The sequence below is a fragment of the Dyella mobilis genome (assembly GCF_016904945.1).
Classification (GTDB): Bacteria; Pseudomonadota; Gammaproteobacteria; order Xanthomonadales; family Rhodanobacteraceae; genus Dyella_B; species Dyella_B mobilis.
Map to the genome: position 1 here is coordinate 91,016 of NZ_JADIKF010000036.1, position 24,310 is coordinate 115,325.

Sequence of the window (24,310 nt, forward strand, 5' to 3'; positions counted from 1 at the left end):
CTATGGATTGCCCGTGTAGTCGCTAAGCGATGCCGGTTTCGTTGCCCAATAACCGTAGCGGTAGTTGGAATCGCCCATCGGGTGCGACTGCATCACCTGCCATACCAGGCCTGCGGTGTAGCTTTCGGCGGAGATCACGTCGCCGACCGTGCTGGCGGGCTTTGACGGTCCGGGCGGTATCAGGGTGGGCCACGCGCCGGCGTACCACGTGTAGATCAGCTTGCGGCAGGCCAAGACCCAGTTCGCGCCGTTCGAGGGATCGAGCATGGCGGTGCCGATCTCTTGCTCCGTGCCGCCGCCGGCCGCGAGGCTCGCGTATTTCAGCAAGATTTGTTGCACCAGCTGCGGATCGCCGCTCTCCTGGGCGATCTTACTTTCGAAGAGCGGTAGATACTCCGACTTTATATCGACCGGGTCGAGCTCGGGTGCAAGAATCTCTTGGTTGAATCCGGTGAGTACGGCACTCAACCCGATGAAGTTTTGCATGTCGCTGCTCATGATGTTCTCCTTGATGAGTTACTGCGCGCGCTGCAGCAGATAGGTGAAGTCGGAGAATTTCCCGTTCGTTTGGGTCGCATTGTTGTGGCAGGCAATGCAGCTGCTGGACGTCTGTTTGACGTGCCCCTGGATATAGGTTTCCAGCGTGGTATTGGCGAGGAACGAAGGCGCCGGCACGCCGGTCGGGTCAGTCTTGCTTTTCGCGTTGGTGGGCCACTGCGTGCTGACCAGCTCATAGTTCTGCCAGACCGAACCGGGTACGGCCGCATTCAATGCCTGGTGGTATTCCGCGTTGAGCTGATTGGCATCGTCGGTGATGGCAATCACCCGCTCCACCTGTGTCGGTTGCGTGTATTCGTTGCCGGGGTTCCACGGGCGCGGCGGCGGCTCGTTCACCTGGCAGTCTTTGCATGCAGGGTTGAAGAAGTTGTATTCCGCCTTGCTGATGGGCTGGTTGACCGTAGGCACGTTGTCCACGTGTTCGAAGGTGGACCAGATCCATTGCGGATCGCTTATCGTCTTGTGTCCGATGTGAAAGCCCACCAGGCCGACCTGTTTCAGCGTGCAGGAAGGTTTGACGCCCGGCTCTTCCGCCGGATTGTCGTAGACCAGCGCCCAGGTGGTGAAGAATTTGGACGGATCGTACTTGCCGCCCATCTCCACCCACGAGGTCTTGATCATGATGGCCTGCTCTTGGGAGTCTTCCTTGGTCGGTGGGAAATCCGCATCCGCGTTGAAATCCTGCTGCCCTTTCTTGGAATACAGCTGGTTGTTGACGATGTAGTTGAACATCGCCTGGTTAGTGAGAATCGAAAAGCGTGCGTACTTGCCGTTCTGGTCGATCAGCGGACCGGTCTTGAACGGTTCGCCGCTCTCATCGAGCACGTTGGGCGTCTTGCCCACCTGGGTCAGGCGCAGCGTGCCGGGTGGGAGGTGCTTGGCGTCGATCTTGTCGCACTGCGGCGGAAGCGGACTGTTCTGTCCCCAGTCGGCGGGCTTGTCGCCGCCGGGCAGGAAAATCGTACGGCTCTCGCGATAGCTTTCCCACACCACAGGTTCGTTGGTGTCCTGGCCGATCGTCATGTTGGTATTGGGCGAGCCGTCGGCATTGGCCGGCCAATTCAATGCGACGAAGGTTTGCCAGGAAAACACGTCGAAATCGTGCTGCAACGAGTCAAGCGTGGGCGGGCTTGGCGGAGTGGTCACCGTTATGTTCGTGGGTATGTTCCACGACAGCGCCGGAGCCGGTGGCGGTGCGTTGCCGGTATCGGTCGCTGCAATCGCCTGTGCCGTAAGTACGGCGAGAAATCCGCACGTAAGCCACCAGGCGGTGCCTTTGCGCGGAGAGAGAAAGACGCGGTGTTTGGCTTTCATCGCTATCGTCCTTGTCTTTGGGAAGGTGGCAAAACCACGTGACGTGCCCGGCGCCGCAAGGCGCACACGTGGAGTGGCAGCCAGTCATCGAGGGGTGTGCGGCAATTGCGTGGGCGCCGAAAAAAAGGCGAGCTCACTCGACCAGGTGACGTCGTCACCCGGTGGTGCCATTCAAGCAGAACGTTCCCCCCGTTCCGGCTGTGTTTTAACAACAGCTACGAGCAAGTAAAAAACCGATGCCGTCAACGCGCGGTGAAAAATGGGTCGATTCTCAGGTCCAAACGACCAGTCCATTTGGACTGGTATACCGCGTTGCTAGTCGCCGGACCTTGGCCGCGTCACTGCCGTCGATCAATCCTATCAACAGCTCCGCCCGAGCAACGCCCCCGATTTCGGGGGTAGGCAGGTTTTCGCTTCTGGTGCAGGGCGTGCATCGACAACAGCCGTCGCTGATGTGGGCGAATGCGCTCCGAGTCGCTGCTTCCTTACCGATGCGAAACGCCTCATGATGGCGTCCGGCATCGCAAAGATGACCGAAGCGGGAAAACAAGCACAGGGGTGCACGATGGTCGCGACAACGGCGAGTCTTGGTATCGAGGAGTTGCACACTTACTGGGCCGACCAATGCGCACCGGGATCCGTCACACCGCTACCGCAGGATGTCGTGAAGACGCTGCTGGCCGGCTTGCGCCTCAACGTGCTGGAGACCCTGCGCTACTTGCATCAGGAGCGACCAAGCTATGTGCAATTCGAAGCCTGGGTATGCGAGCGCAATAACGGCGGACTGCAAGAAGCCTCGCTGGATCGCCTGCGGCGAGCACTGGCGGGTGAGACTGTCGGCGCGGAAGTTGGCGATCTCGACCACGTCGAAGGCCTGAGCGCGGACGACCTGCTGCATTGGCACGAACACGGCTACGTCATCCTGCGCAATGCGATCAGCGCTGAAGCGGCGGAAACGGCGGAGCTGGCCATCTACGATTTCTTGCAGATGGACCGCCACGATCCCGAATCCTGGTATCGCCAGACGCTGGGCCATTCCATCTGGGTGCCGCTGCTGCGGCATCCGGCATTGGTGGCCAATCGCAACGCGCCACGTATTCACAAAGCTCATGCGCAGCTGTGGGGGCGCGAAGATCTTTGGGTAACCATCGACCAGGGCGGACTCAATCCACCGCAGCGGGAAAAATGGCCGTTCCCCGGACCTCATCTGCACTGGGACGCCACGCTCGCCGAGCCGCATTGCCTGGAAATGCAGGGTATCGTGTATCTCGCCGACGTTGCCGAGGACCAAGGGGCATTCAGCTGCGTGCCGGGCTTTCATCGCGAACTCAAGCAGTGGCTGAAAGGCGTTCCCGAGGGCGTGAATGTGCACGACCACGCACGAAACACGCTCACGATGAAGCCGATCGCCGCAAGGCGCGGCGACATGATTATCTGGCATCACCTGTTGCCGCACGGCAGCAGCCCGAACCGCGCGCAACGGCCACGCGTCGTGCAATACATGTCGCTGCGGCCGACACGCTTTGCCTATACCGAGGAATGGACGTCTTGAACAACGGCCGTCTACGGCTTGGGCGAGCGATATCTAAGTGCATCGACCAGTAGCGCAAACGCAGGCGATGGCTGACGCCTACTTGGGTAGTACAGGTGATAGCCTGAAAACAGCGGGCACCAATCATCCAGCACCTGGCGCAGGCGACCGGCTTCGATGAGCGGGCGAACCATGTCTTCGGGCAGATAGGCAAGGCCGAAGCCGGCGAGCGTGGCGGTGAGGATACGTTCGAGGCTGTTGAAGGTCAGGCGACCCTCCACGCGCACGTTGAGCGCATTGCTCCCTTTTTCGAACTCCCACGCATACAAGCCACCGTGCGTCAGGAAGCGCAGGTTGATGCAGTCGTGTCCGGTGAGGTCGCGCGGCGTGGCGATCGGCGGTCTGGCATCCAGGTAGGCAGGCTTGCCCACCACCACCAGCCGCGTGGGCGGGCCGATCGGCACTGCGATCATGTCTTGTGCAATCCGCTCTCCCAGGCGAATGCCTGCGTCGAAGCGTTCGGCCACGATATCGGTGAGCGAGGAGTCGCTGATCACTTCCACGTGGATGTCGGGGTATTGCGGCAGGAAGGTCTCCAGCACCGGCCACAGGATGGAAGCGGCGGCGTGCTCGCTACTGGTGATGCGGATGGTTCCGCTCGGTTTGTCGCGCAGCTCGCTGAGCCCTGAGAGTGCCGCGTCTATGTTCTCGAAATTGGGCGCCAGCACCTGCTGCAGCCGCTCGCCGGCTTCGGTGGGCGACACGCTGCGTGTGGTGCGGGTGAGCAGGCGCAGGCCCAGTCGCTCTTCCAAGCCTTGAATTTTGTGGCTCAGCGCCGATTGCGACAGGCCAAGCTGAGCGGCCGCGCGAGTGAAGCTGCCTTCGCGCGCAACAATGAGAAAGGCCTGCAAGTCGTTGTAGTTCTCGCCGCCCATGACTGCGTCACCTCGATTGATCGACTGGAATCATAAGTCCATTCGATATTGCCCGGGTTATCAGATAAGCGGGCCGGGGGCAGACTGCTTTCCGACTGCCTATTTCTGAATTCATCGAGGTGACACGTGCAAAAACGCCTGCTTGGAAAGAGCGCCCTGGAAGTCTCGGCCATCGGCTTCGGCTGTATGGGGCTGAATTTCAGCTACGGGCATGCCCTGGCGGATGACGATTCCGTTCGCCTGATTCGTGATGCTTTCGACCGCGGCGTGACCTTCTTCGATACCGCGGAGGTCTACGGCCCGTTTACCAACGAATCGCTGGTCGGCAAGGCCTTGGCACCGATGCGCAACCAGGTGGTGATCGCCACCAAATTCGGTTTCGATATCGATCCCGCAACTGGGCAGAACAAAGGTCTCAACAGTCGCCCGGAGCACATTCGCGCCGCAGCCGAGGGTTCGCTCAAGCGTTTGGGCATCGACACTATCGATCTGCTTTACCAGCATCGTGTCGATCCCAATGTGCCGATCGAGGATGTTGCAGGGGCGGTCAAAGACCTGATCGCCGAGGGCAAGGTTCGCCATTTCGGCTTGTCCGAACCTGGCGCGCAGACCGTGCGCCGCGCCCACGCGGTGCAGCCGGTTGCTGCCTTGCAGAACGAGTATTCGCTATGGACGCGCGGCCCCGAGAGCAACGGCATCCTAGAAGCGTGCAAGGAGCTCGACATTGGGCTGGTTGCCTACAGTCCGCTCGGCAAGGGCTTTCTCACCGGTGCCATGAGCAAAGACACCCAGCTCGGCAACAACGACTTCCGCAAGAATCTCCCGCGCTTCTCACCCGAGGCCATGGCCTCCAACCAGGCGCTGGTCGATCTTCTGAAGGAGATCGCCACCGCCAAACACGCGACGCCCGCGCAAATCGCGTTGGCATGGCTGCTTGCCCGCGAGCCCTGGATCGTGCCGATTCCGGGCACCACCAAGCTCCATCGCCTCGAAGAGAACCTGGGCGCTGCCGCCGTCGAACTGACGGCGGATGATCTGGCCAATATTGAAAAGGCCGCGGCGGCCATCCGGATCGAAGGTGAGCGTTATCCACCGCATCTGATGGCCACCACGGGCCGCTGACGATCAAGCCGCACTTCATCCTCATCCATCGCGATCAATCGGAGACCTATCCATGCTGGCAACCATGATGTACGGCGCAGGCGATGTCCGTGTCGAAGAGCGCCCCGAGCCGACCATTCTCAAACCGACCGACGCCATCATCCGGCTGTCCGCAAGTTGTATTTGCGGCTCCGATCTATGGCCCTACCGCGGATCGAATCCGATCACCGAGCCCTTGGCGATGGGGCACGAATACTGCGGCATCGTGGTGGACGTGGGCAGCGACGTGAAATCCGTCAAGCCCGGCCAGTTTGTGGTGGGCTCATTCTGCATTTCCGACAACACCTGTCCGCACTGCCAGTGCGGCTTTCAATCTTCATGCGAGCAACGCGAATTCATGACCGGTGCGCAGGCACCCTTGGCGCGCGTCCCACTGGCGGACGGCACCTTGGTGGCGACCGACGAGGTTCCGCCGGATGACCTGATCCCCAGCCTTTTGGCCGTGTCGGACGTGCTTGGCACAGGCTGGTACGCCGCAGATGCGGCCCGTGTAAAGCCGGGCTCTACTGCCTTGGTAGTTGGCGATGGCGCCGTGGGACTGATGGGTGTGCTCGCGGCCAAGCAGATGGGCGCCACCAGGATCATCGCCATGAGCCGCCACAAAACGCGCCAGGAACTGGCGCTGGAATTTGGCGCGACGGACATCATTGCCGAGCGCGGAAGCGAAGGTATCGCCCAGCTCAGGAAGATGACGCGCAATGTGGGCGCCGATGCGGTTCTGGAATGCGTTGGAACCAGGGAATCCATGATGCAGGCATTGGAATGCGCGCGCCCAGGCTCAATGATCGGCTATGTCGGCGTGCCTCATGGCGTGGAACTGGATGGCCAGCAGCTGTTCTTCGCCCAAAAGGGCATGCTCGGCGGCCCAGCTCCGGTGCGTCGTTTCCTGCCGCACCTGATGGATCTTGTGCTCACGCGCAAAATCCAGCCCGGCCGGGTCTTTGATCTGGAACTTCCCTTGGCCGATGTGGCGCGCGGCTATCGGGCCATGGATCAGCGTGAGGCGATCAAGGTGCTGCTGCGCACGTAAGCGGGCGTTGATCTTGTCTCTGGTGTTTATAAGGACGCGTCATCGATCGAACTGCCCCAAGCTCTGCTGACAGAAGCTGTCAGTGCGACTTGCTAGCCTGCTCGCCGATTACTCAAAAACCACGGTAAGGAGCGGGCATGAGCAGGCTGAGTTCGCAGATCGAGACACGTGACGGCGTTTCCTTGTTTTGGCGGGAATGGGGGCAGGGGGCGCCGGTGCTTTTCGTGCACTCCTGGGCGCTTCAAAGCAGGATGTGGGACTACCAGTTCGCCGCGCTCGGTGACCGGATGCGCTGCATCGCCTTCGACCGAAGGGGGCACGGCCGATCCGATTGCCCTGCGGCCGGATACGATTACGACACGCTGGCCGACGACCTGGCGGATGTCATCAACGCCCTGGATCTACGCGAACTGACCCTGGTCGGCCACTCCATGGGCGGCTCGGAAATCATTCGCTATCTCACGCGCCATGGCAGCAGCCGGGTCAAGCGGATCGCGCTCATTGCACCGGTATTGCCGTATTTGACCAAGACGGCCGACAACCCGCTGGGCGTTCCGGCAGAAATTTTCGAGATGGTACGGGCTACCTGGCGGAACGACTTTCCCCGCTGGGTGGTCGACAATACCCCACCTTTTTTCACGCCCGAAACCTCCAAACAAATGATGGATTGGGGCGCAAAGCTGCTGCTGGAAACCTCGGTGCCCGTGGCGATCGAATGCAACCGCGCCGTGACAGGCACCGACTTCCGCGCTGAACTTCCCGGGATCGATGTGCCGACCCTGCTCATCCACGGGACCAGGGATGCATCCGTCCCGATGGAGATGGCAGGGCCGCCTACCGCCGCCTTGATTCCGCACTGCACCTTCAAAGTCTACGAAGGGGCGCCACACGGGCTCATGTATACGCATGCGGAACAGCTGCACGCCGATTTGTGTGAATTTGTGGGGGTTTGAAGCCAAAGCCAAAGCCGGAACGGGAGGTTCCAATGCAGGGGTTGCGTCCTTCACATTTCATCGAATGTGGAAGTCGTATATGTGCCGGCAGAGCCGCCGGACGGGCGAACAAGCCGGAACACACGTATCCCGCTGCCTCAACCGTCTGGCGCGAAAAAGGGGGCTCTGCGTGCTTCACCCCACGGCGTTTACCGGCCGGCGGCTCCCCATGCATTGAGGTGGTCGGAGCCCGGGCGCTCCTCTGATCATCGGCGGGTTTTCATCGAGCAGCGCCCATTATTTAGGGAGTCCACGTCATGAAGAGCCTTATTGTCGGTTTGGTGGTGGCTGGCTTGGCACTGTCCGTGAATGCAAGCGACTCGCACGCCGTGAAAGTGCAATCGCACGAGTTTTCCCCCTTCATTCCCATGTGCCCACCCGGCGAGGTGGCAACGCTGGTCAAGGTGAATGGCATTTACCGGTGGGAATGCCTTCCCGGCTGAGCTCTTGGAGTGGTGACATTACTCCCTCTCCCCGATGGGGAGAGGGAGCACGTCCCGTGACATAGCGGCAATGCGAGCTTTACTCCCTCTCCCCTCCGGGGAGAGGGCTGGGGTGAGGGGGCACTCTTGCGCGACGTTGCGTTAGTGCGAGAGCAAAAATTACTCGCGCCACGCAAGTAAATACCTCTTCGCAAGCCCCGACCCCTCACCCCAACCCTCTCCCCGGAGGGGAGAGGGAGCATGTCGCGCGGCGCTCAACGAAGGGAGAGGGAGCACGTCGCGCGGGATAAACCGTAGCGCTTTATCAGCTTCTACTGACAGCGCCCAAAGGGCAGGGCAGCCGATAATGGAAACGTCGGGCGAGCCTCCGCAGATGAGAACCGCATCGCCCGACAAGCAGTGAAGAACGCGGATCGCATGGGTTGGCGCCCACACGACCCGCTAACCACCATTAACTTATGTAGGAGTTAATCATGGCTACGCCCGATGATACGTCACGCGCCCACGCGCGTCCTCGCTCCCGAGCACCCCTCACGTATTTCTTCACCACCGTAAGGCTGATGCGATGTCGGGCCGTCAGGGCGTCCGACTAACCCGGTCAGCCCATTCCGATTAGTCGTGCAGGATTTTTCCTGCAAGCCCTTCACGCCGTACGCAATGTACGGCGTGATCTAACCGCGTGGAGAAACCCATGAATCATTTGACGCACTCCGATGCGCCCGGCTTGCTGTTGCCAAAAAACAGCCATCCATTCCTGCAACCGACAAGGCATGCATCGATCACCGCAAGGAGCTACCCATGAAGAAGCGCGCCCAAGGAGCCTGGATTACTCTCAATGCTAGCTACTACTGCGCCCCCGTTGGCCATCCCTTGAAACTCGTGGACGACGCCAGCCTGTTGCTCGACGGTGCACGCGGCATCACGCAAAGCCTTGCCGATCTATTGAGCCAGGACGTGGACATCAATCCCGACGATCTCGCCAAAGCCCTGTGGGCCGCTTCCGTGCTGACGGAAATGGGACAGAGCAGTGCGGAGGCGGCCTATGCGCGGATCTGCAAAATGCGCAACAGGATTCCCCATGATGGGGATGAGAAATAACTTGCCGGGCATAAACGCGGCCATGGCAATCGCGCCGCCGCTAAAGTAATAATTCAACCATGACCACGACATTCTTGGTATTCGCGTTATTCGCGTCAGCGCTGGCGCCTCCGTACGACTGCGGTCTGCAGGCAAATCGTGCGTTGATTGATAAGACCCGCGCTCTTGTCGAGTACCGCGCCCCCTTGAATGTCGAAACACCCGAGATGGCGTCAGGTCCTGGCCGGCAGGAATGCGTGAGATTGGAGTTTCAGCTGGATAGATACGGCAAAGTGACGAATATCGTTCTCAAAGAAAGTACCAACGAACTGCTGATGAATGTGGCCGCTGCGCATGCGCTGCGTAAATACACATTCAAAAGTGCGGCCGGAGGCACCCATGCCGTGTATTCATTGATGTTCGAAGGGGTCGTAGGCGCTGCGCCACCCTACCCGTAGTTCCAGGGTGGCTGCGCATGCTTACTGTCCTTGGTTGCTGCCGAATGCGGGCAAGTTCAATGCGTAGCCACAATTAGTTAGCTGTCGGCCTTGCATTTCATCACGTGGATTTCACTAATTTCGACGCCATCCAAGCCTCGACTGTTCTTACTCAAGGGCAGATACTTGCCTAACTGTTGGCGTGCAGCAACGGCCCAATAGATAAGGGGTTTCCAAAACATCGCCATTTTATACGGCAGCGGTTTCGCTGGCCGTTTCCGGTGTTTTTCCCCTGAATTGAAACCTTGATAGAGGTGGGTTAGGTCCATTGCAGGTTGACGATTGCACGCGTGTCTTTACGTCACCAGCAATTCAACAGGAGGATGAGCGTATGGCCGCTACAGCGAGTTCAATCAGAAAGGTTCTCATCATCGGGCTGCTGCAAAACGATGATGGCGAAATGAAGGAGATGGCGGATTGCTTCGCTGAGCAGGTCAAACTCGAAGGAGGCACGCCCGTTCGCGCGGATGCGAAGTCGTCGGGGGATCTGGCGGCGCTTGTTCGAAAGCAAGGCGGGACATTCAGCGAAGTAATGTTTGCCGGATATTCTCGCTTCAATACCGATGCTAACGCTCCCACCCGTTTCGACGACCGCAGACTTGGCGGCTTTCCGGTTCCTGAGGTCATTGCATGTTCATGGGATTGCATGATCCGTCTCAAGGTTAACGTGATCAGTTTCTGGTGCTGCGAGATTGCCACGAAAAGAGGCGCGCACATAGGCAGTGATGAAGCGAGTGCCGGATCATCACCCATGTATCAGGGCCATTTGGCCAATATCCGTCGTCGCATACACGAGGATAAATATGCCAAGGTGAGTACGCTGGAGGTAATTTGTAACGAGCTTTCCATTCTTTGTCAGAAGTACCGGATCAACAAGAGCGTCACCATTCGCGGACTCAATGGCGTTGGGTATATCACGCGGAAGAAAGGTGGCCTGCTCGATGTGAAGGCGCTCGATTTCCAACACGTAGCGCTCATTAGAAAGCTCAATCAATTAGAAATTCTTGCGGGCAAGGGCATAAAAGGGAAAAACGGCGAAAGAATAGGAAAAGAGCTTGCCGAGTGCGAGGCAAGTCTGGAGAAGCAGCTGGCCCTTAAAAGCACGGCCCATGTCATAAGCTTTGACTTAAATCCTGATTCGTGGCCGATGCCGGTAGCTGGTGCTGACATTGTGGTGATAGAAGATGAGGAAAGCGCCTGATTTCCAAGCGCAGGTGCACGTAGCGTCGCCAGGTCTCGCGCCCGCGTTGCGTCGTTAGGTGTTTGATGTCGGCGAGGTGCATTTCGATGAAGTGGCCAAGCAATTCGAGGAAGCTTTTGCGTCGTATCGAGACGAGGTGGCATGAAAACCTGGCTGCAGTGCTTGCCGACTAAGCCGCTGAGGCGCCCCGGCTTCTCAATTTCCGATCTCTATCCCGTAAGCCACGTCACGTGGCGCGGAAACGATGACGAAACGCATCGCTCACGCGTAGCGGTTCGGTAATGCCGTGCAGCCAGACCAGCAGGCGGCCATCCCCGTCCGGTTTGACCTGCCGGATCGCCGACACGCGGACTATGGCGTTACGGTGCACCCTCCAAAACACTTCAGGATCGAGCTTGGGTATCAGGTCCTTCAGTGGCGTGCGGATGTATGCGCTATCGGTGGCGGTGGCGACATCGTACACATCGATCGCGGCGCCTGCGATGCGTCCATTTTCCAGGGCTGCGACAAGTGCGGAGGTATCGATAATCGGGCCACGCGACGTATTGACGATGCGGCTCGCCGGCTTCATCTGGGCAAGTTCGGCTGCTCCGACCAGATGCCGCGTCCGCTCGCTCAACCGCACGTGGACAGAAAGGAAATCGGAGGTTGAAAACAGCGTATCTTTGTCGACCAGCGTGACGCCCTTCGACTCCGCTCGCTCGACGGTAAGGTTCTGGCTCCATGCGATGGTGTGCATCTGAAGGCGCGGCCGATTACCCCGACGGCCGAACCGATGTGCCCAAGGCCAAGCAGGCCCAGTGTTTTGCCGGACAGCTGTGTTCCGAGGCTGCGCTGCCAGCCGCCCTTGCGCAATGACTGATTCTCGACGGCGACATTGCGCGCGATCGCCAGAATCAGCGCCCAGGCAAGCTCGATGGTTGGCGTGGAAGAGTAGCCGGTTTGGAGGATTTCTATGCCGCGTCCCGCCGCTGCATCTCCGTCGATCGAATCGTTGCCTGGCCCTGTCGAGGCGATCAACTTTAGGCGGGGAAGTTGCTCGATGACCTCGCGCGTAAGCGGCGTTCGCTCTCGCATGACGCACAACACGTCGAATGGCTCGAGGCGTTCAATCAGTTGCCGAGGATCGGCCAGATGGTCGTTAAAGACCGTGATTTTTGCCCGGTGCTCCGGCGGCGACCAATCCGCCATCTTCAGGGCGACATTCTGGTAATCGTCGAGTATCGCAACGTTGGCTGGATGACCAAGCATGTCGATAGCCGCCTTCAGGCAACGATGCCGCAGATGGCAGTCCCTTTCTTTGATGCATGCAGTGCTAGAAGAAAGCAGGCGGTCGCCGACCGATTCAGCCCTTTAGCCTCTTGCGCGAGGCACGTGGGACCACGGGGCTGCGGAAAGCTTTTCAGTCAGGTAATCCATCAACATCGTGACGCGCGCGGGTTTGGTTCGACCCAGGGGCGTGACCAGGTTCAAATTGATCGTCGTGATGTGCCACTGGGGAAGAATTTCTTCCAGTTCGCCCGAACACAGCGCGTCCCATACCAGGAATTCGGGTTGCAGTGCGAGACCGTGACCAGACAAGAGTGCCGGGACGATGACATCGGCATTGTTGCTCCTGATAGGGCCCCAAACGGGCACTGCGCACTGCTCTTTTGTTTGGCTGTTATAGAAAAGCCATTGATTCGGCGACGCAAGATTGGTGTACAGGAGACACGCGTGATGCACCAACTCTTGAGGGTGTTGAGGGCGGCCGTGGCGATCGAAATAGCTCGGGGAAGCCACCAGCGGACGCCGCACGGTGCAAAGCATGCGCGAGCGCAAGGATGAATCGGGCAACTCTGCGATGCGAATCGCAAGATCAAATCCGCCGGCCAATAAATCGACGACGTGGTCGTCCAGGGAGAGGTCGACCTGGATCTCCGGATAGCGATCAAGAAATTCGGGAAGCAGTGGAGCCAGATATTTCTGGCCGAACGACATGGGTGCGGTAATGCGAATGAGCCCGCGCGCCGTTGTAGCTTGAGCGGACATTTCCGCTTCCATGGTTTCGCCTTCAATCAGAAGGCGCATTGCCGACTCATAAGCGGCCTGGCCGGTCGGCGTGAGCGATAAGCGACGCGAGGTGCGATAAAGCAGCGCCGTGCCGAGTCGCTGCTCCAAACGCGCCACCGCCTTGGATACGGTGGGCTGAGAAGTAATTAGCACTTCGGCGGCCTTGGCGAATGAGCCGCTTTCGACGACCCGCGCAAAAATGGCCCAGGCTTCAAAGTCAGGCAGTGCGGTCATGTAAAAATAAGAATAGATGGCATTCCATTTATTCTATTCCTTAATAGTTTCTCCGTCACTACGATCCCCGCCACGCCATTACGGATACGGGGATGCGGCAATGCCATGGGGATCCATCCGCTCAGCGCAACGTGACCCTCGGCCCCGTATGAGCGCCACGCGTGGAGCCGGCTGGGAGATTGGCCGGCTATCCCGCGGATTGCCCCGGACACTGAAAACACGCCTAGCCAGGCATCGCCTGAGTACGCGGCGGAACCTATCCCTTTTTGCGCTTCGAATTTAGCGGCCTTTGAACCATTCCCAACGTCCCAGCGACGGTCCAGTGGGCGCGACCTGCGTCCCTCTCTCCCCTTCCAAGCGAGAAACGACGATGCCTCAAGCCCAAGCCAAACCCGGAAAGCTGCTGCTTTCGCCTGCCGATCACACCTTGATCCTGATTGACCACCAGTCGCAGATGGCGTTTGCGACCAAGTCGATCGATCCGGTCCTGTTGCGAAACAATACAGCCCTGGTTGCCAAGGCGGCCAAGGAATTCAACGTCTCCACCATCCTTACCACGGTGGCGTCCAAGACGTTCTCCGGGCCGATCTTCGACGAGATCAAATCGGTGTTCCCCAATGAAGAGATCATCGACCGCACCTCGATGAATACGTGGGAAGACCCGCGCATCGCCGACCGCGTCAACAAGATAGGCAAGGGGCGCCTGGTCTTCGCCGGCCTGTGGACCAGTGTGTGCATCGTGGGTCCTACGCTCTCGGCGCTCGATCAGGGATTCGAGGTGTACGCGATTGCCGACGCTTGTGGCGACGTCAGCGATGAAGCACATGAGCGCGCCATGGAGCGCATGATCCAGGCCGGCGTGCGCCCCATGACGTCGTTGCAATACCTGCTGGAATTGCAGCGCGATTGGGCGCGCGGCGAGACCTATAACCAGACGGTGGCGACCTCCATTGCTCACGGCGGAGGCTATGGCCTGGGCCTGATTTACGCCAAGACCATGTTTGGCGGTTCTGAAGCGCACTGACTCGCGCAGGCAGGTCACACGACCGGAGCAACCGGGCTCCGGCCGCCTCTTTCTGACACGACCAAGCGAGGCCAACGCCCATGAAACTCTATTTGTTGTCACTGGGGGCCGGCATTCTCGTCGGCATCATCTACTGCCTGCTCAATGTGCGCTCGCCGGCACCCCCGCTGGTTGCGTTGGTGGGGCTGCTGGGCATTTTGATCGGCGAGCAAGTGATTCCGGTCGGCAAGCAGATGCTTTCCGGCACGGCCGTCGCGACGGCGTGGCAGCGCTCCGACTGCACTAAACACATCTTTGGCCAATTGCCCGGACGATTCGCTGCAACACCGCCGGCCCGTAACGAGGCCGATCACGAGGAGAACCGCTCATGACGACCGCGCCGCAAGCGCCCGATCTCATTTTGCACGGTGGACGCATCACCACGCTGGACCGATCCAACCCGACGGCGACCGCCGTGGCCATCAAGGACGGCAAGTTCACCGACGTCGGAAGCGATGCGAATATCCTGCGCCTGGCAACGGCAACCACGCGCGTCGTCGACTTGAAAGGGCGCCTGGTCTTGCCTGGCCTCGTCGACAATCACACGCACGTGATCCGCGGCGGCTTGAACTACAACATGGAGCTGCGCTGGGATGGCGTGCCCTCGCTGGCAGATGCGATGGATATGCTCAAGCGCCAGGTCGCCATTACACCGCCACCGCAATGGGTACGCGTGGTGGGCGGCTTTACCGACCAGCAATTTGCCGAGAAGCGGCTGCCGACGATCGATGAATTGAATGCCGTGGCACCCGATACGCCGGTATTCATTCTGCACTTGTATGACCGTGCGTTGCTCAACGCTGCCGCATTGCGTGTCGTGGGCTATACGAAAGATACCCCCGAACCGCCGGGCGGCGAAATCACGCGTGACGCGCAAGGCAACCCGACGGGCTTGCTGCTGGCCAAGCCCAATGCAACGGTTCTGTATGCCACCCTGGCCAAAGGGCCGAAGCTTCCCTTCGACTATCAAGTCAATTCGACGCGTCACTTCATGCGCGAATTGAACCGGCTTGGCATCACGGGCGTCATCGATGCGGGCGGCGGTTCGCAAAACTATCCGGAGGACTATCAGGTCGTCCAGAAGCTTGCCGACGAAGGGCAGTTGACGGTGCGCCTCGCCTACAATTTGTTCACCCAGAAACCGAAAGCGGAAAAAGACGACTTCCTCAACTGGACCAAGACGGTCAAATACAAGCAGGGCGACGATTACTTTCGCCACAACGGCGCCGGTGAAATGCTGGTCTATTCGGCGGCCGACTTCGAGGATTTCCGCCAACCGCGCCCGGACATGCCGCCGCAGATGGAGGGCGAGCTCGAAGAGGTCGTGAGGATACTGGCCGAAAACCGTTGGCCCTGGCGCCTGCATGCCACCTACGACGAAACCATCAGCCGTGCACTGAGCGTCTTTGAGAAAGTAAACAGGGATATCCCTCTCGACGGTATCCACTGGTTCTTCGATCATGCTGAAACCATCTCCGAGCGCTCGATGGATCGCATCTCGGCGCTGGGCGGCGGCGTTGCGGTACAGCACCGCATGGCCTATCAGGGCGAATATTTCGTTGATCGCTATGGCGCCGCCGCGGCTGAGGCGACCCCGCCCATTGCGAAGATGCTGAGCAAAGGCATTCGCCTTTCCGCAGGCACCGATGCGACGCGCGTGGCGTCCTACAATCCGTGGGTGTCGCTGGCCTGGCTCATCAACGGCAAGACCGTGGCCGGCCTGCGCATCTACCCGCAACGCAACTGCCTCGATCGTGAAACCGCATTGCGGATGTGGACCGAAAAGGTGGCCTGGTTCTCCAACGAGGAAGGGAAGCGCGGCCACATCGCGGTGGGGCAATTCGCCGACCTGATCGTTCCCGATCGCGATTTTTTCGGCTGCGCAAGCGATGAGATTGCCCACATCACCTCTCACCTTACTGTCGTAGGCGGTCGCGTGGTCTATGGTGCCGGTGAATTTAGCCATCTCGACGATCACGTGCCGCCGCCGGCGATGCCGGACTGGTCGCCTGTGCGGCAGTTCGGGGGCTTTGGCGCATGGAAGGACGACCGTTACGCATCGTCGCCGCTCCACCGCGGTGCGACTTCCGCGTGCGGTTGTGCCTCGGCCTGTGCGGTGCATGGACACGAGCACGCGCGGGCGTGGACGAGTAATGCGCCGGCCTCGGATCTGCGCTCGTTCTGGGGCGCGCTCGGTTGCGCCTGCTGGATGGTGTGACGTGGCGACTGTCCGAGCGGGGAATCCGTACTGGGTCGCCGCGCTGCTCTCCTTTCCGTGGGTGGCGCCGCTGCTACGCGTGGCGCTGGCGTCGGCCTATGTCATCGGAGGCGTGGACAAGCTGATGCACTTTCACGACGCCATGCTGGAGCAGCAGCACTTCGGCCTGAATCCGGGATGGCTGTGGGCGGCGATCACCGTCGTCGTGGAGTTGGGCGGCTCGCTGTGCGTCATCGTCAACCGATGGGTATGGCTGGGTGCCGGTGGACTGGGCGTGCTGACCGTCGTGGCGATGGTGGTCGCCAATGACTTCTGGAACCTGTCCGGGGCCGCGCACTTCGGCGCATTGAACAGCTTTTTTGAGAACTTGGGGCTGATCGCCGCCTTGGTGATGGCGACCCAGCTTGCCGACAAGAGAAAAAACCGCTCCCTGTGAGCACACATCGATAGGAGCCTTACCATCATGCGTAATTTTCGTTCTTCGTTGCTGATCGCCTTGCTGTTGGGCGGCCTGGCCACCGCTTCAACCGCTACGGCCAAAGGGCCTGCATCGGCGAGTCCCGATGTGGCCGTGGCCCCGCAATACGACACCACGCACGTGTACGTGGCACCAGAAGACTACAACCGCTTTACCGACAGCCTCGTGGCGACCTTTGGCGGCCACAAATCGCAACAAGGCGTATTCCAGGTAACGCCGACACCCAGCCAGACGATGTCGCAACTGGTCTTCACGCCAGTCGGCACGTTCTCGGTATTCGGTTTTAAAACGCCGATTCCTTATCCGTTCGGCATCGAGCGCACGGGCTATCTGGTCGCCGATATGGATGCCGCCGTGAAATCCGCCGAGATGCACGGCGCGGATATAACGGTGGCGGTCTTCCCCGATCCGATCGGCAGAGATGCGATCATCGAATGGCCGGGCGGCGTGCACATGCAGTTGTATTGGCACACCAAGGCACCGCAATACGACGCTCTGCAGACCGTGCCGGAAAATCGCGTCTATGTATCGCCCGGGCGCGCCGACGCCTTCGTTCGCGACTTCGTCGACTTTTCCCATGGCAAAATCGTTTCGGATGACCGCCAGGCACCAGGCGTCGAAATCGGTCGTCCGAACGATACCTACCGACGTGTTCGCATCGAGTCGAAGTTCGGCAAGGTGACGGTGCTGGTGACCGATGGCCATCTGCCGTATCCGTACGGTCGTGAGCTGACCGGTTATGAAGTGACGAATCTTGCCGATACGCTGCAGAAGGCGAAGGCGGCCGGCGCGCAGGTACTGGTGCAGCCGTTCACCTCCGACAAGCGCGAAGCGGCCATCGTGCAATTCCCTGGCGGATATATCGCCGAGATCCACGCTCGCGCGCAATAACCATGATGCGCCGGCGCGTGGCAAGGCACTCCGATGCATCGTCTGCCACGCGCCGAGCGACATGCCCGGGTGCCATACCATTTTTTTGCAGGGTGGGCCTTGGCACGATTCTCGGGTTCGTGTCCGTGGCCGGCATGGCGCAAACCGCGACTGACACCAGCGACGAGGCCGTGCCAGAGCGACCGGCAATTATGTTCAACCGATGGCAGGAGGACTGGTCGGGGCTGGCTGATCCGCGCGTGCCACGCGAACGGCTCGACAGCTTGAAGTACATTCCGCTGTCGTCTGGCGATCCGGATGTGTATCTGTCGTTCGGTGCCGATCTGCGCGAACGGTTCGAATCCAACGACGCACCGGTGTTTGGCACCGGCAAAAATGTGGCACAGAACTACCTGATCAGCCGTGCCGAGGCGCATGCGGACCTTCACGTCGGGCCGCACCTGCAAATGTTCGTGCAATTGCAAAGCGACTTTGCACCAGGAAAGACGCAGCTGACCACGGTTGATCAGGATCACCTGGGTCTCGAGCAGGCTTTCGTCACGCTGACCGAGCCGGTCGACCATGGCACGTTGAAGTTGAGGGTAGGGCGCCAGCAATTCGCTTTCGACATGCAGCGATTCGTGTCGGTGCGCGACGGACCCAATGTGCGCCAGTCCTACGATGCGGTCTGGGCCGATTATGAAAAGGGCAGCTGGCGTTTCATCTCCTTCTACAGCCACCCCGTGCAAACGAAGGACGAGCGCATTTTTGACGATGTCAGCAGCGGGAAGTTCACGTTTGGCGGCTTTCGCGCTGAGCGGAAATTGACGGAAAAAATCAACCTGGCCGCGTATGTCGCGCGTTACACCCAGGCGGATGCGCACTACCTCACCGTCAGCGGCAACGAACAACGAAACGTTTTCGACAGCCGCATGACCGGTGTCGCCGGCCACGCGGATTGGGATGTCGAAGGCATGAAACAGACCGGGCTCGTAGGTGGCAAGGATGTGCAAGCCTGGGGATTCGGTTCATTGGCGGGCTATACCTTTGCCGATGCGGCCTGGGCGCCGCGCCTGGGCATCCAGGCTGATGCTGCTTCTGGAAACCGCAATCCGGGTAGCCATACGCTCGGTACGTTCAATCCCTTGTTCCCCAACGGCGCCTACCTCGCGCTGGCGGGCTACACGGGCTATACGAACTTCATCCAGTTCAAGCCCTCGTTGACGGTGCATCCGTCCAGAACATTGAAGATGATGTTTGGCGTGGCTGCGCAATGGAGACAGACCACCAGCGATGCCGTTTACGCGCAGCCAACGGTGGTCGTTCCCAATACGGCGGGGCAGCCCGGGAAATACACGGGAACCTATGAGCAGTTGCGCGCGGACTGGGCGTGTTCGCGCGCCGTGTCGTTCGCGCTCGAAGCGGTTCATTTCGGTGTCGCAGACGTCATACGCCGGGCAGGCGGCCATGACAGCAACTACATCGGCGTCCAGGTAGCCCTGGGCTGGTGACGATGTTTTCGGCATGATCACTCACGCGAAGAGCCTGTATGAAAATGTCCATCCCGTTAGTGTTGACGTTCAACGGCGGCTATGTCGATACGGCAGGCTTCTTTGCTTTGCAGGGTCTCTTTACCGCCCACGTCACCGGCAATTTCGTCACCATCGGCTCCAGCCTGGCACATGGAACCTCCGGCATTGCGGCCAAGTTGCTCGCCTTGCCGATGTTCTGCATCGTGATCGGGCTGGTGCGTTTCTTCAGCGAATGGCTTTCGCGGTTTGGCGCCACCTTCCTTAATGTATTGGCCAGCATAAAAATCGTTCTTCTCATCATTGCGGCGGCCTTGGCCGTGCGATTTGGCCCGTTCCACGATGGCGACAGTGCGATGGCGATCATTACCGGCATGACATTGGTGGCCGGCATGGCGATCCAAAATGCGATTCATCGCATCTTCTTTCCCAAAGATCCGCCCACGACGTTGATGACGGGAAGTACGACTCAGATCATGCTGGATCTTGCCGACTTGCTGCGACGGAATCTGCCGCCGGAAACGCGGCTGGTGGCACGAAAGCGCTGCGTTACTCTTTTTAAGAGCGTATGCATTTTTGCTGCCGGTTGCGGCGTGGCCGCCCTGGTCTACATCCGTTTCGACGTGGCGGTGTTCGTGCTTCCGCCGATCGTGGCGGCCATGATTTTTTTGCCAAACATCCAATCAAATAGCCCCCACAGCGGCGTTGCGCGATAAGCAAAGGCGTGATCTTCAAACTGTTTAACGCAACATCCACATCATTGGGGCCTCAATCATGAACCTTCCACTTTTGGATCCAACCAACTGTGCGCTCGTCTTCGTCGACCAGCAGGCCGGCCTTGACGCGTCGCGAAACCTACGATGGTGCTCGAGCCATCGTCGAGGACTTCGCTGGCGGATACGGTATCGGTCTCGCCTACGCGCGCGACATGATCAAGCCTTGAATTGAGTAACGGAGCGGGACATGCGTAAACAGCAAACCATTGGAACTTGGCAGGGCGTGTCGATCGAGTGCGTGGCCTGGGATGGCGCCATGGCCGATGTCGATCTATCTTTCGCCTGCATGTTCACTCATGAGATGAGCTCCGGCCTTACGGGCGGGTTGCGACATCTCGATGAAGCCCTGGCGGGCAGGCTGACGCGCCTGCGGCGCGAGGGTGCATTCCGGGGCGATCTGCTGGAAACGTTGCTGATCAATCAACTGCCTACGACCGTCGCGGCCAAGGCGGTCATGCTGATTGGCATGGGCGAGCCATTGGTATGGACGACAACCATCTCCGCCAGGGCGTCCGCTGCGGCGATTCGCGCTGCCACCCAGCGCGGCGTCGCCAGCGCGGCCTTCGCGCCCAGCTTGCTCGATGCCGGCCTGTCGCCTAAGACCACGGAATGCGCGGCATGCAGCATGATGAGCGCCGTCATGAATGCCATCGATGCGCAGGTCCACATAGCGTCGCTAGGCCTCGCGCCCGAACCCACGTTGCGCCGTTGGGTGTTCGATGTCGGTGAGGCGCACTTCGATGAAGTGGCCAGGCAATTCGAGGAAGCTTTTGCGTCGTATCGAGACGAGGTGGTTTGAAAACCTGGCTACAGTGCTTGTGGGCCAAGCCATTGAGGCGCCACTGGTATTCGAGGGGATCGTGGGCGCAGCACCGCTCTACCCGTAGTTCCAACACACCGCGCGGCCCGGGAAAGCTGCGGTCGCCAGGTGTGACAGAGAAACCGTTGCCTGCTGATAGGGAGAGCGCCGAGGCGGCTGTGCAGATAGCCGCCTCGGGTTTGAGCTATTTACTGCTTTGGCACGTACCTTCTTTCCATCGCCATGGCCAGCGTTTGATGCGCGCGACCGAACCCAGGCCACGGGCATCCGCCTGAATGACTCGGCGGGTCGATCAGCTTTGGCGGGAATACGGGTGCGAGGTTTCGTGGAGGAACCACACGCGGCGTTCCGTCTCGTCGATCCAATTCTCCAGCAAGCTCGCCGTGGCAACGTCGCCATGCTCGTCGCAAAGTCCGTGTGCTTCGCGCATCACGGCTGCCAGATGCGAGTTGTCCTGAGCCAGTTCGGCAAGCATGCCTTCGGCCGTCACGAACGGCTCGTCGTTGTCGAGGACTCGCTGCGTGCGGGCAATGTGGCCGATCGAACGGAGCGTGGTGCCACCAAGCTTCCGTGCGCGCTCCGCGATCGGGTCGGTCATGGCGAACAATTGATCGCCATGATCGTCCAGCATCAGGTGGTAGTCGCGAAAATGCGGACCCGCAAGATGCCAATGGAAATTCTTTGTCTTCAGATAAACGGCAAATACGTCAGCGAGAACACCTTCGAGAGCCGCGCTTATATCGCGGACGGCTTCGAAGGACAGGCCGGATAGGCCGCGGGTTCGCGTTACTTCGTGGGCGGGTGTTGCCGACATGGACAGTGGCCTTCATGACTGGTTGGATGATCGCTTGCGCGGTTGTCATCACGCTAACCACTCGGCCGACTGAGCGCTTCGCCCCTTTTGAGGGGCTCAGGTCGCTTCGAAATGGGGTGCGCCAGCTACCTCCGCAGGGTTACCCCTTTGGAGGGTCGCCGCCGAGCCGCTGCGCACCGTGCCACTTCAGTCGATCTGGAGCATCGTATTTCCACACGTTTTGTCTCGCTCAATTCCTATTTGGCGGAAACCGGTGTGCTGTGCAGAAAATTGATGCACCATCCGTCGCCGTTGTTTTGCAATTGGGCGGATTCAAGCCAATGCATGGACTTGGTACCCGCCGCGTTTTTGATGGAGCCCTGATTGACGTAGGTGATCCAGGCCGACTTGCCCGTCACGTGAACCTCGGGCATGGTCACAGACCAGCTGAATGCCGATCCCGCTGCCTGGTATTTTTTTACCAATGCAAACAGATCATCACCCGAGAACCGGGAGCCGGCATCGAATGCGTAGAAGCCTTGGCAAGTCAGCTTGTGCAACGTGCCCTCATTGCCTTGACTGAGGGCGGAAAGAAACGCGCTGACGGTTTGCGCTACCGCGGCATCGGCAGAAGACGGGCTTTGTGCGCAAGCGACGCCCGTGGCGCAGAAAGTGGTGCACGCCGTTAAAAAGATAGCCTTGAATTTCATCTCGCTTCCTCGTGTATGGATCTATTTAGGGAATGTCGCGTTACATCGTGGCGAATGCACCGGCGTACTGCTGGCCGGCGCAGCCTCAAGATCTTATTCTGTTTTTTGCGTTTATTTCTCATGCTAAATGGGTATGAGTCCAATGCCTGGCTCCAAGGTATTGGCCGCCAGGAAAATGCGGCCAGCGCTCCACGCGGAATTCGTGAACCGCCCGCCGCCTGAGGCCTCTTCCGCAATACCTCTTTGGGATGATCTAGCCAGCGAGATGCTGGATTAACGTTGAGTCTCTCATCAGCGCAGGGTTTCCTGCACCAAGACTTTGGCGACGCTGACGAAGCAGAGCCCCCGCATCCTGACACTTGACCCCATCCTTCATCGGTCGTGGTGAAGTTCTCTTCGTGTCCTTGGTGCGTCAGTGCGGATCCACGCTGGATCTTTAGCTTTTTCGGCGCGCCGCAAGGAGTAACTATGACAGCTACGAGTACATTCATTGCGGGGCAGCAGACCTTTGATTACATCGTATGTGGAAGCGGTTCGTCCGGATCGGTGGTAGCTGCAAGGCTCGCCGAGAGCGGCGCCCGCAGTGTGCTGGTTATCGAGGCCGGCGGCAGCGATGCAGTGGCCGGTGTCAGCGACCCCAATCTATGGCCGATGAATCTTGGCGGCGATCTTGACTGGAACTTCGCTACACAGCGCGAGGCGCCACTCAGCGGCCGATCGATCCCCTTCAATATGGGAAAGGTGCTGGGCGGTGGATCGAGCATCAACGTCGGCACGTGGTCGCGCGGTCATCTGGCGGACTGGAATTTCTTTGCGGAGGAATCTGGCGAAGCCGCCTGGCGCTATGCCGAGGTATTGCGGCTCTACGTGGAGAAAATCGAAAGCTGGCGAGGTCCCGCCGACGCGCTGCGCGGCAGTGCCGGCGCCATGCTGGTAAATCCCGTGACCAAACTCCATCCGTTTGCAGAAGCCGTGCTTGATTCGGCGCAGTCGGTGGGTATCAAGCGCTTTTCCAATGCCAATGGATTGATGATGGAGGCGAGCGAGGGATGCTCCGCCATCGACGAAATTGTGGCAGATGGGGTGCGGCAATCCGTCTATCGACGTTATCTCGCGCCGTTGGCCGAAAGGAAGAACCTCACGGTGTTGGCTCACACCGTGGTTCACCGACTTCTCCGTGAACGGGATCGCGTGGTGGGCGTCGAATGCTTCGTCAATGGGCGATACGAAGCATTCCGTGCCAACGAGCGTGTGATCCTTTCCCTTGGCGCGATCAATACACCCCGTGTGCTGTTGCAATCGGGCATTGGTGCTGCATCAAAGCTTGAGCGGCTGGATATCCCGATGGCAGTGGATCTGCCGGCTGTGGGCGAGAACCTGCACGATCACATCGGTTTCAGCTGCGTATGGGGTGGTACCCAGGCCGAGCTTCCCGCCGCCCCGCGCAGCCAGGTGTGTTGCTTTTGGAAGACCGATGCGTCCCTTGATTCGCCCAATGCCTATACCTATGCCACGAGCGGTGCCTGGCTGACCCCGGAGAATGCCGCCGATCATCCCGTTCCTGCTTCGGCCTGGTCTCTGGTCGTGGGAGCCCGACTGAAGGGAAGGGGTAGTGTTGAGCTGGCCGGCCCTGGCCTGGATGCCGGCGTGCAAATCAAGTCGGGATATTTGTCCGAGAGCAGCGATATTGATACGGTGCTTTCCGTTGCGGAGCGGGCGATTGCCATGGGCAATCAAGCTTCCATGGCGTCCTTCAGCAGCGGCCCCGTGGCGCCATCCGTATCGACCCGAGCCAAACTCGAGGACTATCTCCGCAAGGGTCTGACGACTTTTTGGCATCAGAGCGGTACGGCCAGGATGGGCAAGGATGCAGGCACCTCCGTCGTCGACGGGCGCTTGAGCGTTCACGGCCTGGACGGTTTGACCATCGCGGATGCGTCGGTATTTCCGCGCGTTACGAGTGGGAACACCATGGCACCGTGCGTCGTAGTCGGCGAGATGGCAGCGAAATTCCTGCTCGATACTTGA

The 24,310-nt window shown here is 59.7% G+C and carries 24 protein-coding genes and 1 pseudogene; 17 read left to right on the top strand and 8 right to left on the bottom strand.

Annotated elements, in window-relative coordinates; genetic code table 11:
- Both ISS99_RS05350 and ISS99_RS05355 read right to left on the bottom strand, forming a co-directional pair.
- Positions 1 to 498 carry a hypothetical protein gene (locus ISS99_RS05350; protein ID WP_204630564.1) on the bottom strand — a complete coding sequence of 166 codons (498 nt, stop codon included), beginning with the start codon at positions 496 to 498 and terminating at the stop codon, positions 1 to 3.
- An 18-nt stretch (positions 499 to 516) separates the two neighbouring features.
- Positions 517 to 1,872: a hypothetical protein gene (locus ISS99_RS05355; protein WP_204630565.1), complete on the bottom strand. Its 1,356-nt coding sequence runs from the start codon at positions 1,870 to 1,872 to the stop codon at positions 517 to 519.
- Between the two features lie 565 nt (positions 1,873 to 2,437).
- Between ISS99_RS05355 and ISS99_RS05360 the strand changes: the two genes are divergently transcribed.
- Positions 2,438 to 3,424 carry a phytanoyl-CoA dioxygenase family protein gene (locus tag ISS99_RS05360; protein WP_204630566.1) on the top strand — a complete coding sequence of 329 codons (987 nt, stop codon included), beginning with the start codon at positions 2,438 to 2,440 and terminating at the stop codon, positions 3,422 to 3,424.
- Between the two features lie 11 nt (positions 3,425 to 3,435).
- On the opposite strand, the gene ISS99_RS05365 is transcribed toward ISS99_RS05360, so the two are convergent.
- Positions 3,436 to 4,338, bottom strand: a complete 903-nt coding sequence (locus ISS99_RS05365) for a LysR family transcriptional regulator (protein WP_204630567.1) — start codon at positions 4,336 to 4,338, stop codon at positions 3,436 to 3,438.
- Between the two features lie 126 nt (positions 4,339 to 4,464).
- Here ISS99_RS05365 and ISS99_RS05370 point away from each other — a divergent pair, with 126 nt between their 5' ends.
- The 7 genes from ISS99_RS05370 (at position 4,465) to ISS99_RS05400 (ending at position 10,739) form a co-directional block, all read left to right on the top strand.
- Positions 4,465 to 5,460 carry an aldo/keto reductase gene (locus ISS99_RS05370; RefSeq protein ID WP_204630568.1) on the top strand — a complete coding sequence of 332 codons (996 nt, stop codon included), beginning with the start codon at positions 4,465 to 4,467 and terminating at the stop codon, positions 5,458 to 5,460.
- Positions 5,461 to 5,512: 52 nt separating this feature from the next.
- Entirely contained in the window at positions 5,513 to 6,529 is a 1,017-nt protein-coding gene (locus ISS99_RS05375; RefSeq protein WP_204630569.1) for a zinc-dependent alcohol dehydrogenase family protein, read from the top strand.
- Positions 6,530 to 6,666: 137 nt separating this feature from the next.
- Positions 6,667 to 7,482 (top strand): alpha/beta fold hydrolase, encoded by an 816-nt coding sequence (locus ISS99_RS05380; protein ID WP_204630570.1) that lies wholly within the window; start codon positions 6,667 to 6,669, stop codon positions 7,480 to 7,482.
- A gap of 296 nt (positions 7,483 to 7,778) precedes the next feature.
- Positions 7,779 to 7,964 (top strand): hypothetical protein, encoded by a 186-nt coding sequence (locus tag ISS99_RS05385; protein ID WP_204630571.1) that lies wholly within the window; start codon positions 7,779 to 7,781, stop codon positions 7,962 to 7,964.
- 798 nt (positions 7,965 to 8,762) lie between these two features.
- The gene (locus tag ISS99_RS05390) at positions 8,763 to 9,062 is read left to right on the top strand and encodes a hypothetical protein (protein ID WP_204630572.1); all 300 of its coding nucleotides are present in this window, start codon (positions 8,763 to 8,765) and stop codon (positions 9,060 to 9,062) included.
- 59 nt (positions 9,063 to 9,121) lie between these two features.
- On the top strand, positions 9,122 to 9,499 hold the full coding sequence (locus ISS99_RS05395) for an energy transducer TonB (protein WP_204630573.1): 378 nt from the start codon (positions 9,122 to 9,124) through the stop codon (positions 9,497 to 9,499).
- A gap of 370 nt (positions 9,500 to 9,869) precedes the next feature.
- The gene (locus tag ISS99_RS05400; protein WP_204630574.1) at positions 9,870 to 10,739 is read left to right on the top strand and encodes a hypothetical protein; all 870 of its coding nucleotides are present in this window, start codon (positions 9,870 to 9,872) and stop codon (positions 10,737 to 10,739) included.
- A 226-nt stretch (positions 10,740 to 10,965) separates the two neighbouring features.
- Here the strand turns inward: ISS99_RS05400 and ISS99_RS23765 are convergent, their stop codons facing one another.
- From ISS99_RS23765 to ISS99_RS05415, 3 genes and pseudogenes are all read right to left on the bottom strand, one after another.
- Positions 10,966 to 11,202, bottom strand: a complete 237-nt coding sequence (locus tag ISS99_RS23765) for a LytTR family DNA-binding domain-containing protein (protein ID WP_284343842.1) — start codon at positions 11,200 to 11,202, stop codon at positions 10,966 to 10,968.
- Between the two features lie 36 nt (positions 11,203 to 11,238).
- Positions 11,239 to 11,990: pseudogene (locus tag ISS99_RS05410) on the bottom strand (NAD(P)-dependent oxidoreductase); the annotation flags it as partial.
- A 102-nt stretch (positions 11,991 to 12,092) separates the two neighbouring features.
- A complete protein-coding gene (locus ISS99_RS05415) occupies positions 12,093 to 13,025 on the bottom strand; it encodes a LysR family transcriptional regulator (protein WP_204630576.1) in 933 nt (310 codons plus the stop codon).
- A 370-nt stretch (positions 13,026 to 13,395) separates the two neighbouring features.
- On the opposite strand from ISS99_RS05415, the gene ISS99_RS05420 reads away from it, so the two are divergent.
- The 8 genes from ISS99_RS05420 to ISS99_RS05455 all read left to right on the top strand — a co-directional run bounded on the left by ISS99_RS05420 (position 13,396) and on the right by ISS99_RS05455 (position 20,758).
- Positions 13,396 to 14,049 (top strand): hydrolase, encoded by a 654-nt coding sequence (locus tag ISS99_RS05420; RefSeq protein WP_204630577.1) that lies wholly within the window; start codon positions 13,396 to 13,398, stop codon positions 14,047 to 14,049.
- 80 nt (positions 14,050 to 14,129) lie between these two features.
- A complete protein-coding gene (locus ISS99_RS05425; RefSeq protein ID WP_204630578.1) occupies positions 14,130 to 14,420 on the top strand; it encodes a XapX domain-containing protein in 291 nt (96 codons plus the stop codon).
- Positions 14,417 to 16,306, top strand: a complete 1,890-nt coding sequence (locus tag ISS99_RS05430; protein ID WP_204630579.1) for an amidohydrolase — start codon at positions 14,417 to 14,419, stop codon at positions 16,304 to 16,306. Before ISS99_RS05425 ends, ISS99_RS05430 begins: the two co-directional genes overlap by 4 nt.
- 1 nt (position 16,307) lies before the next feature.
- Positions 16,308 to 16,742 (top strand): DoxX family protein, encoded by a 435-nt coding sequence (locus ISS99_RS23490; protein ID WP_204630580.1) that lies wholly within the window; start codon positions 16,308 to 16,310, stop codon positions 16,740 to 16,742.
- A gap of 27 nt (positions 16,743 to 16,769) precedes the next feature.
- Entirely contained in the window at positions 16,770 to 17,675 is a 906-nt protein-coding gene (locus tag ISS99_RS05440; protein ID WP_204630581.1) for a glyoxalase, read from the top strand.
- Positions 17,676 to 17,794: 119 nt separating this feature from the next.
- Positions 17,795 to 19,165: an alginate export family protein gene (locus tag ISS99_RS05445; protein ID WP_284343834.1), complete on the top strand. Its 1,371-nt coding sequence runs from the start codon at positions 17,795 to 17,797 to the stop codon at positions 19,163 to 19,165.
- Between the two features lie 44 nt (positions 19,166 to 19,209).
- Positions 19,210 to 19,899: a YoaK family protein gene (locus ISS99_RS05450; protein WP_204630582.1), complete on the top strand. Its 690-nt coding sequence runs from the start codon at positions 19,210 to 19,212 to the stop codon at positions 19,897 to 19,899.
- Positions 19,900 to 20,146: 247 nt separating this feature from the next.
- Positions 20,147 to 20,758 carry a M17 family peptidase N-terminal domain-containing protein gene (locus ISS99_RS05455; RefSeq protein ID WP_204630583.1) on the top strand — a complete coding sequence of 204 codons (612 nt, stop codon included), beginning with the start codon at positions 20,147 to 20,149 and terminating at the stop codon, positions 20,756 to 20,758.
- A 313-nt stretch (positions 20,759 to 21,071) separates the two neighbouring features.
- Here the strand turns inward: ISS99_RS05455 and ISS99_RS05460 are convergent, their stop codons facing one another.
- Both ISS99_RS05460 and ISS99_RS05465 read right to left on the bottom strand, forming a co-directional pair.
- Complete coding sequence (locus tag ISS99_RS05460) at positions 21,072 to 21,593, bottom strand: Dps family protein (RefSeq protein ID WP_204630584.1); 522 nt, start codon at positions 21,591 to 21,593, stop codon at positions 21,072 to 21,074.
- A 236-nt stretch (positions 21,594 to 21,829) separates the two neighbouring features.
- Positions 21,830 to 22,282, bottom strand: a complete 453-nt coding sequence (locus tag ISS99_RS05465) for a nuclear transport factor 2 family protein (RefSeq protein ID WP_204630585.1) — start codon at positions 22,280 to 22,282, stop codon at positions 21,830 to 21,832.
- A gap of 381 nt (positions 22,283 to 22,663) precedes the next feature.
- Here ISS99_RS05465 and ISS99_RS05470 point away from each other — a divergent pair, with 381 nt between their 5' ends.
- The gene (locus tag ISS99_RS05470) at positions 22,664 to 24,310 is read left to right on the top strand and encodes a GMC family oxidoreductase (protein ID WP_204630586.1); all 1,647 of its coding nucleotides are present in this window, start codon (positions 22,664 to 22,666) and stop codon (positions 24,308 to 24,310) included.

Coding starts and splice junctions, on each gene's coding strand:
- ISS99_RS05350 (WP_204630564.1), bottom strand. CDS start 498: ATGAGCAGCGACATGCAAAACTTCATCGGGTTGAGTGCCGTACTCACC.
- ISS99_RS05355 (WP_204630565.1), bottom strand. CDS start 1,872: ATGAAAGCCAAACACCGCGTCTTTCTCTCTCCGCGCAAAGGCACCGCC.
- ISS99_RS05360 (WP_204630566.1), top strand. CDS start 2,438: ATGGTCGCGACAACGGCGAGTCTTGGTATCGAGGAGTTGCACACTTAC.
- ISS99_RS05365 (WP_204630567.1), bottom strand. CDS start 4,338: ATGGGCGGCGAGAACTACAACGACTTGCAGGCCTTTCTCATTGTTGCG.
- ISS99_RS05375 (WP_204630569.1), top strand. CDS start 5,513: ATGCTGGCAACCATGATGTACGGCGCAGGCGATGTCCGTGTCGAAGAG.
- ISS99_RS05380 (WP_204630570.1), top strand. CDS start 6,667: ATGAGCAGGCTGAGTTCGCAGATCGAGACACGTGACGGCGTTTCCTTG.
- ISS99_RS05385 (WP_204630571.1), top strand. CDS start 7,779: ATGAAGAGCCTTATTGTCGGTTTGGTGGTGGCTGGCTTGGCACTGTCC.
- ISS99_RS05390 (WP_204630572.1), top strand. CDS start 8,763: ATGAAGAAGCGCGCCCAAGGAGCCTGGATTACTCTCAATGCTAGCTAC.
- ISS99_RS05395 (WP_204630573.1), top strand. CDS start 9,122: ATGACCACGACATTCTTGGTATTCGCGTTATTCGCGTCAGCGCTGGCG.
- ISS99_RS05400 (WP_204630574.1), top strand. CDS start 9,870: ATGGCCGCTACAGCGAGTTCAATCAGAAAGGTTCTCATCATCGGGCTG.
- ISS99_RS05415 (WP_204630576.1), bottom strand. CDS start 13,025: ATGACCGCACTGCCTGACTTTGAAGCCTGGGCCATTTTTGCGCGGGTC.
- ISS99_RS05420 (WP_204630577.1), top strand. CDS start 13,396: ATGCCTCAAGCCCAAGCCAAACCCGGAAAGCTGCTGCTTTCGCCTGCC.
- ISS99_RS05425 (WP_204630578.1), top strand. CDS start 14,130: ATGAAACTCTATTTGTTGTCACTGGGGGCCGGCATTCTCGTCGGCATC.
- ISS99_RS05430 (WP_204630579.1), top strand. CDS start 14,417: ATGACGACCGCGCCGCAAGCGCCCGATCTCATTTTGCACGGTGGACGC.
- ISS99_RS05440 (WP_204630581.1), top strand. CDS start 16,770: ATGCGTAATTTTCGTTCTTCGTTGCTGATCGCCTTGCTGTTGGGCGGC.
- ISS99_RS05450 (WP_204630582.1), top strand. CDS start 19,210: ATGTCCATCCCGTTAGTGTTGACGTTCAACGGCGGCTATGTCGATACG.
- ISS99_RS05455 (WP_204630583.1), top strand. CDS start 20,147: ATGCGTAAACAGCAAACCATTGGAACTTGGCAGGGCGTGTCGATCGAG.
- ISS99_RS05460 (WP_204630584.1), bottom strand. CDS start 21,593: ATGTCGGCAACACCCGCCCACGAAGTAACGCGAACCCGCGGCCTATCC.
- ISS99_RS05465 (WP_204630585.1), bottom strand. CDS start 22,282: ATGAAATTCAAGGCTATCTTTTTAACGGCGTGCACCACTTTCTGCGCC.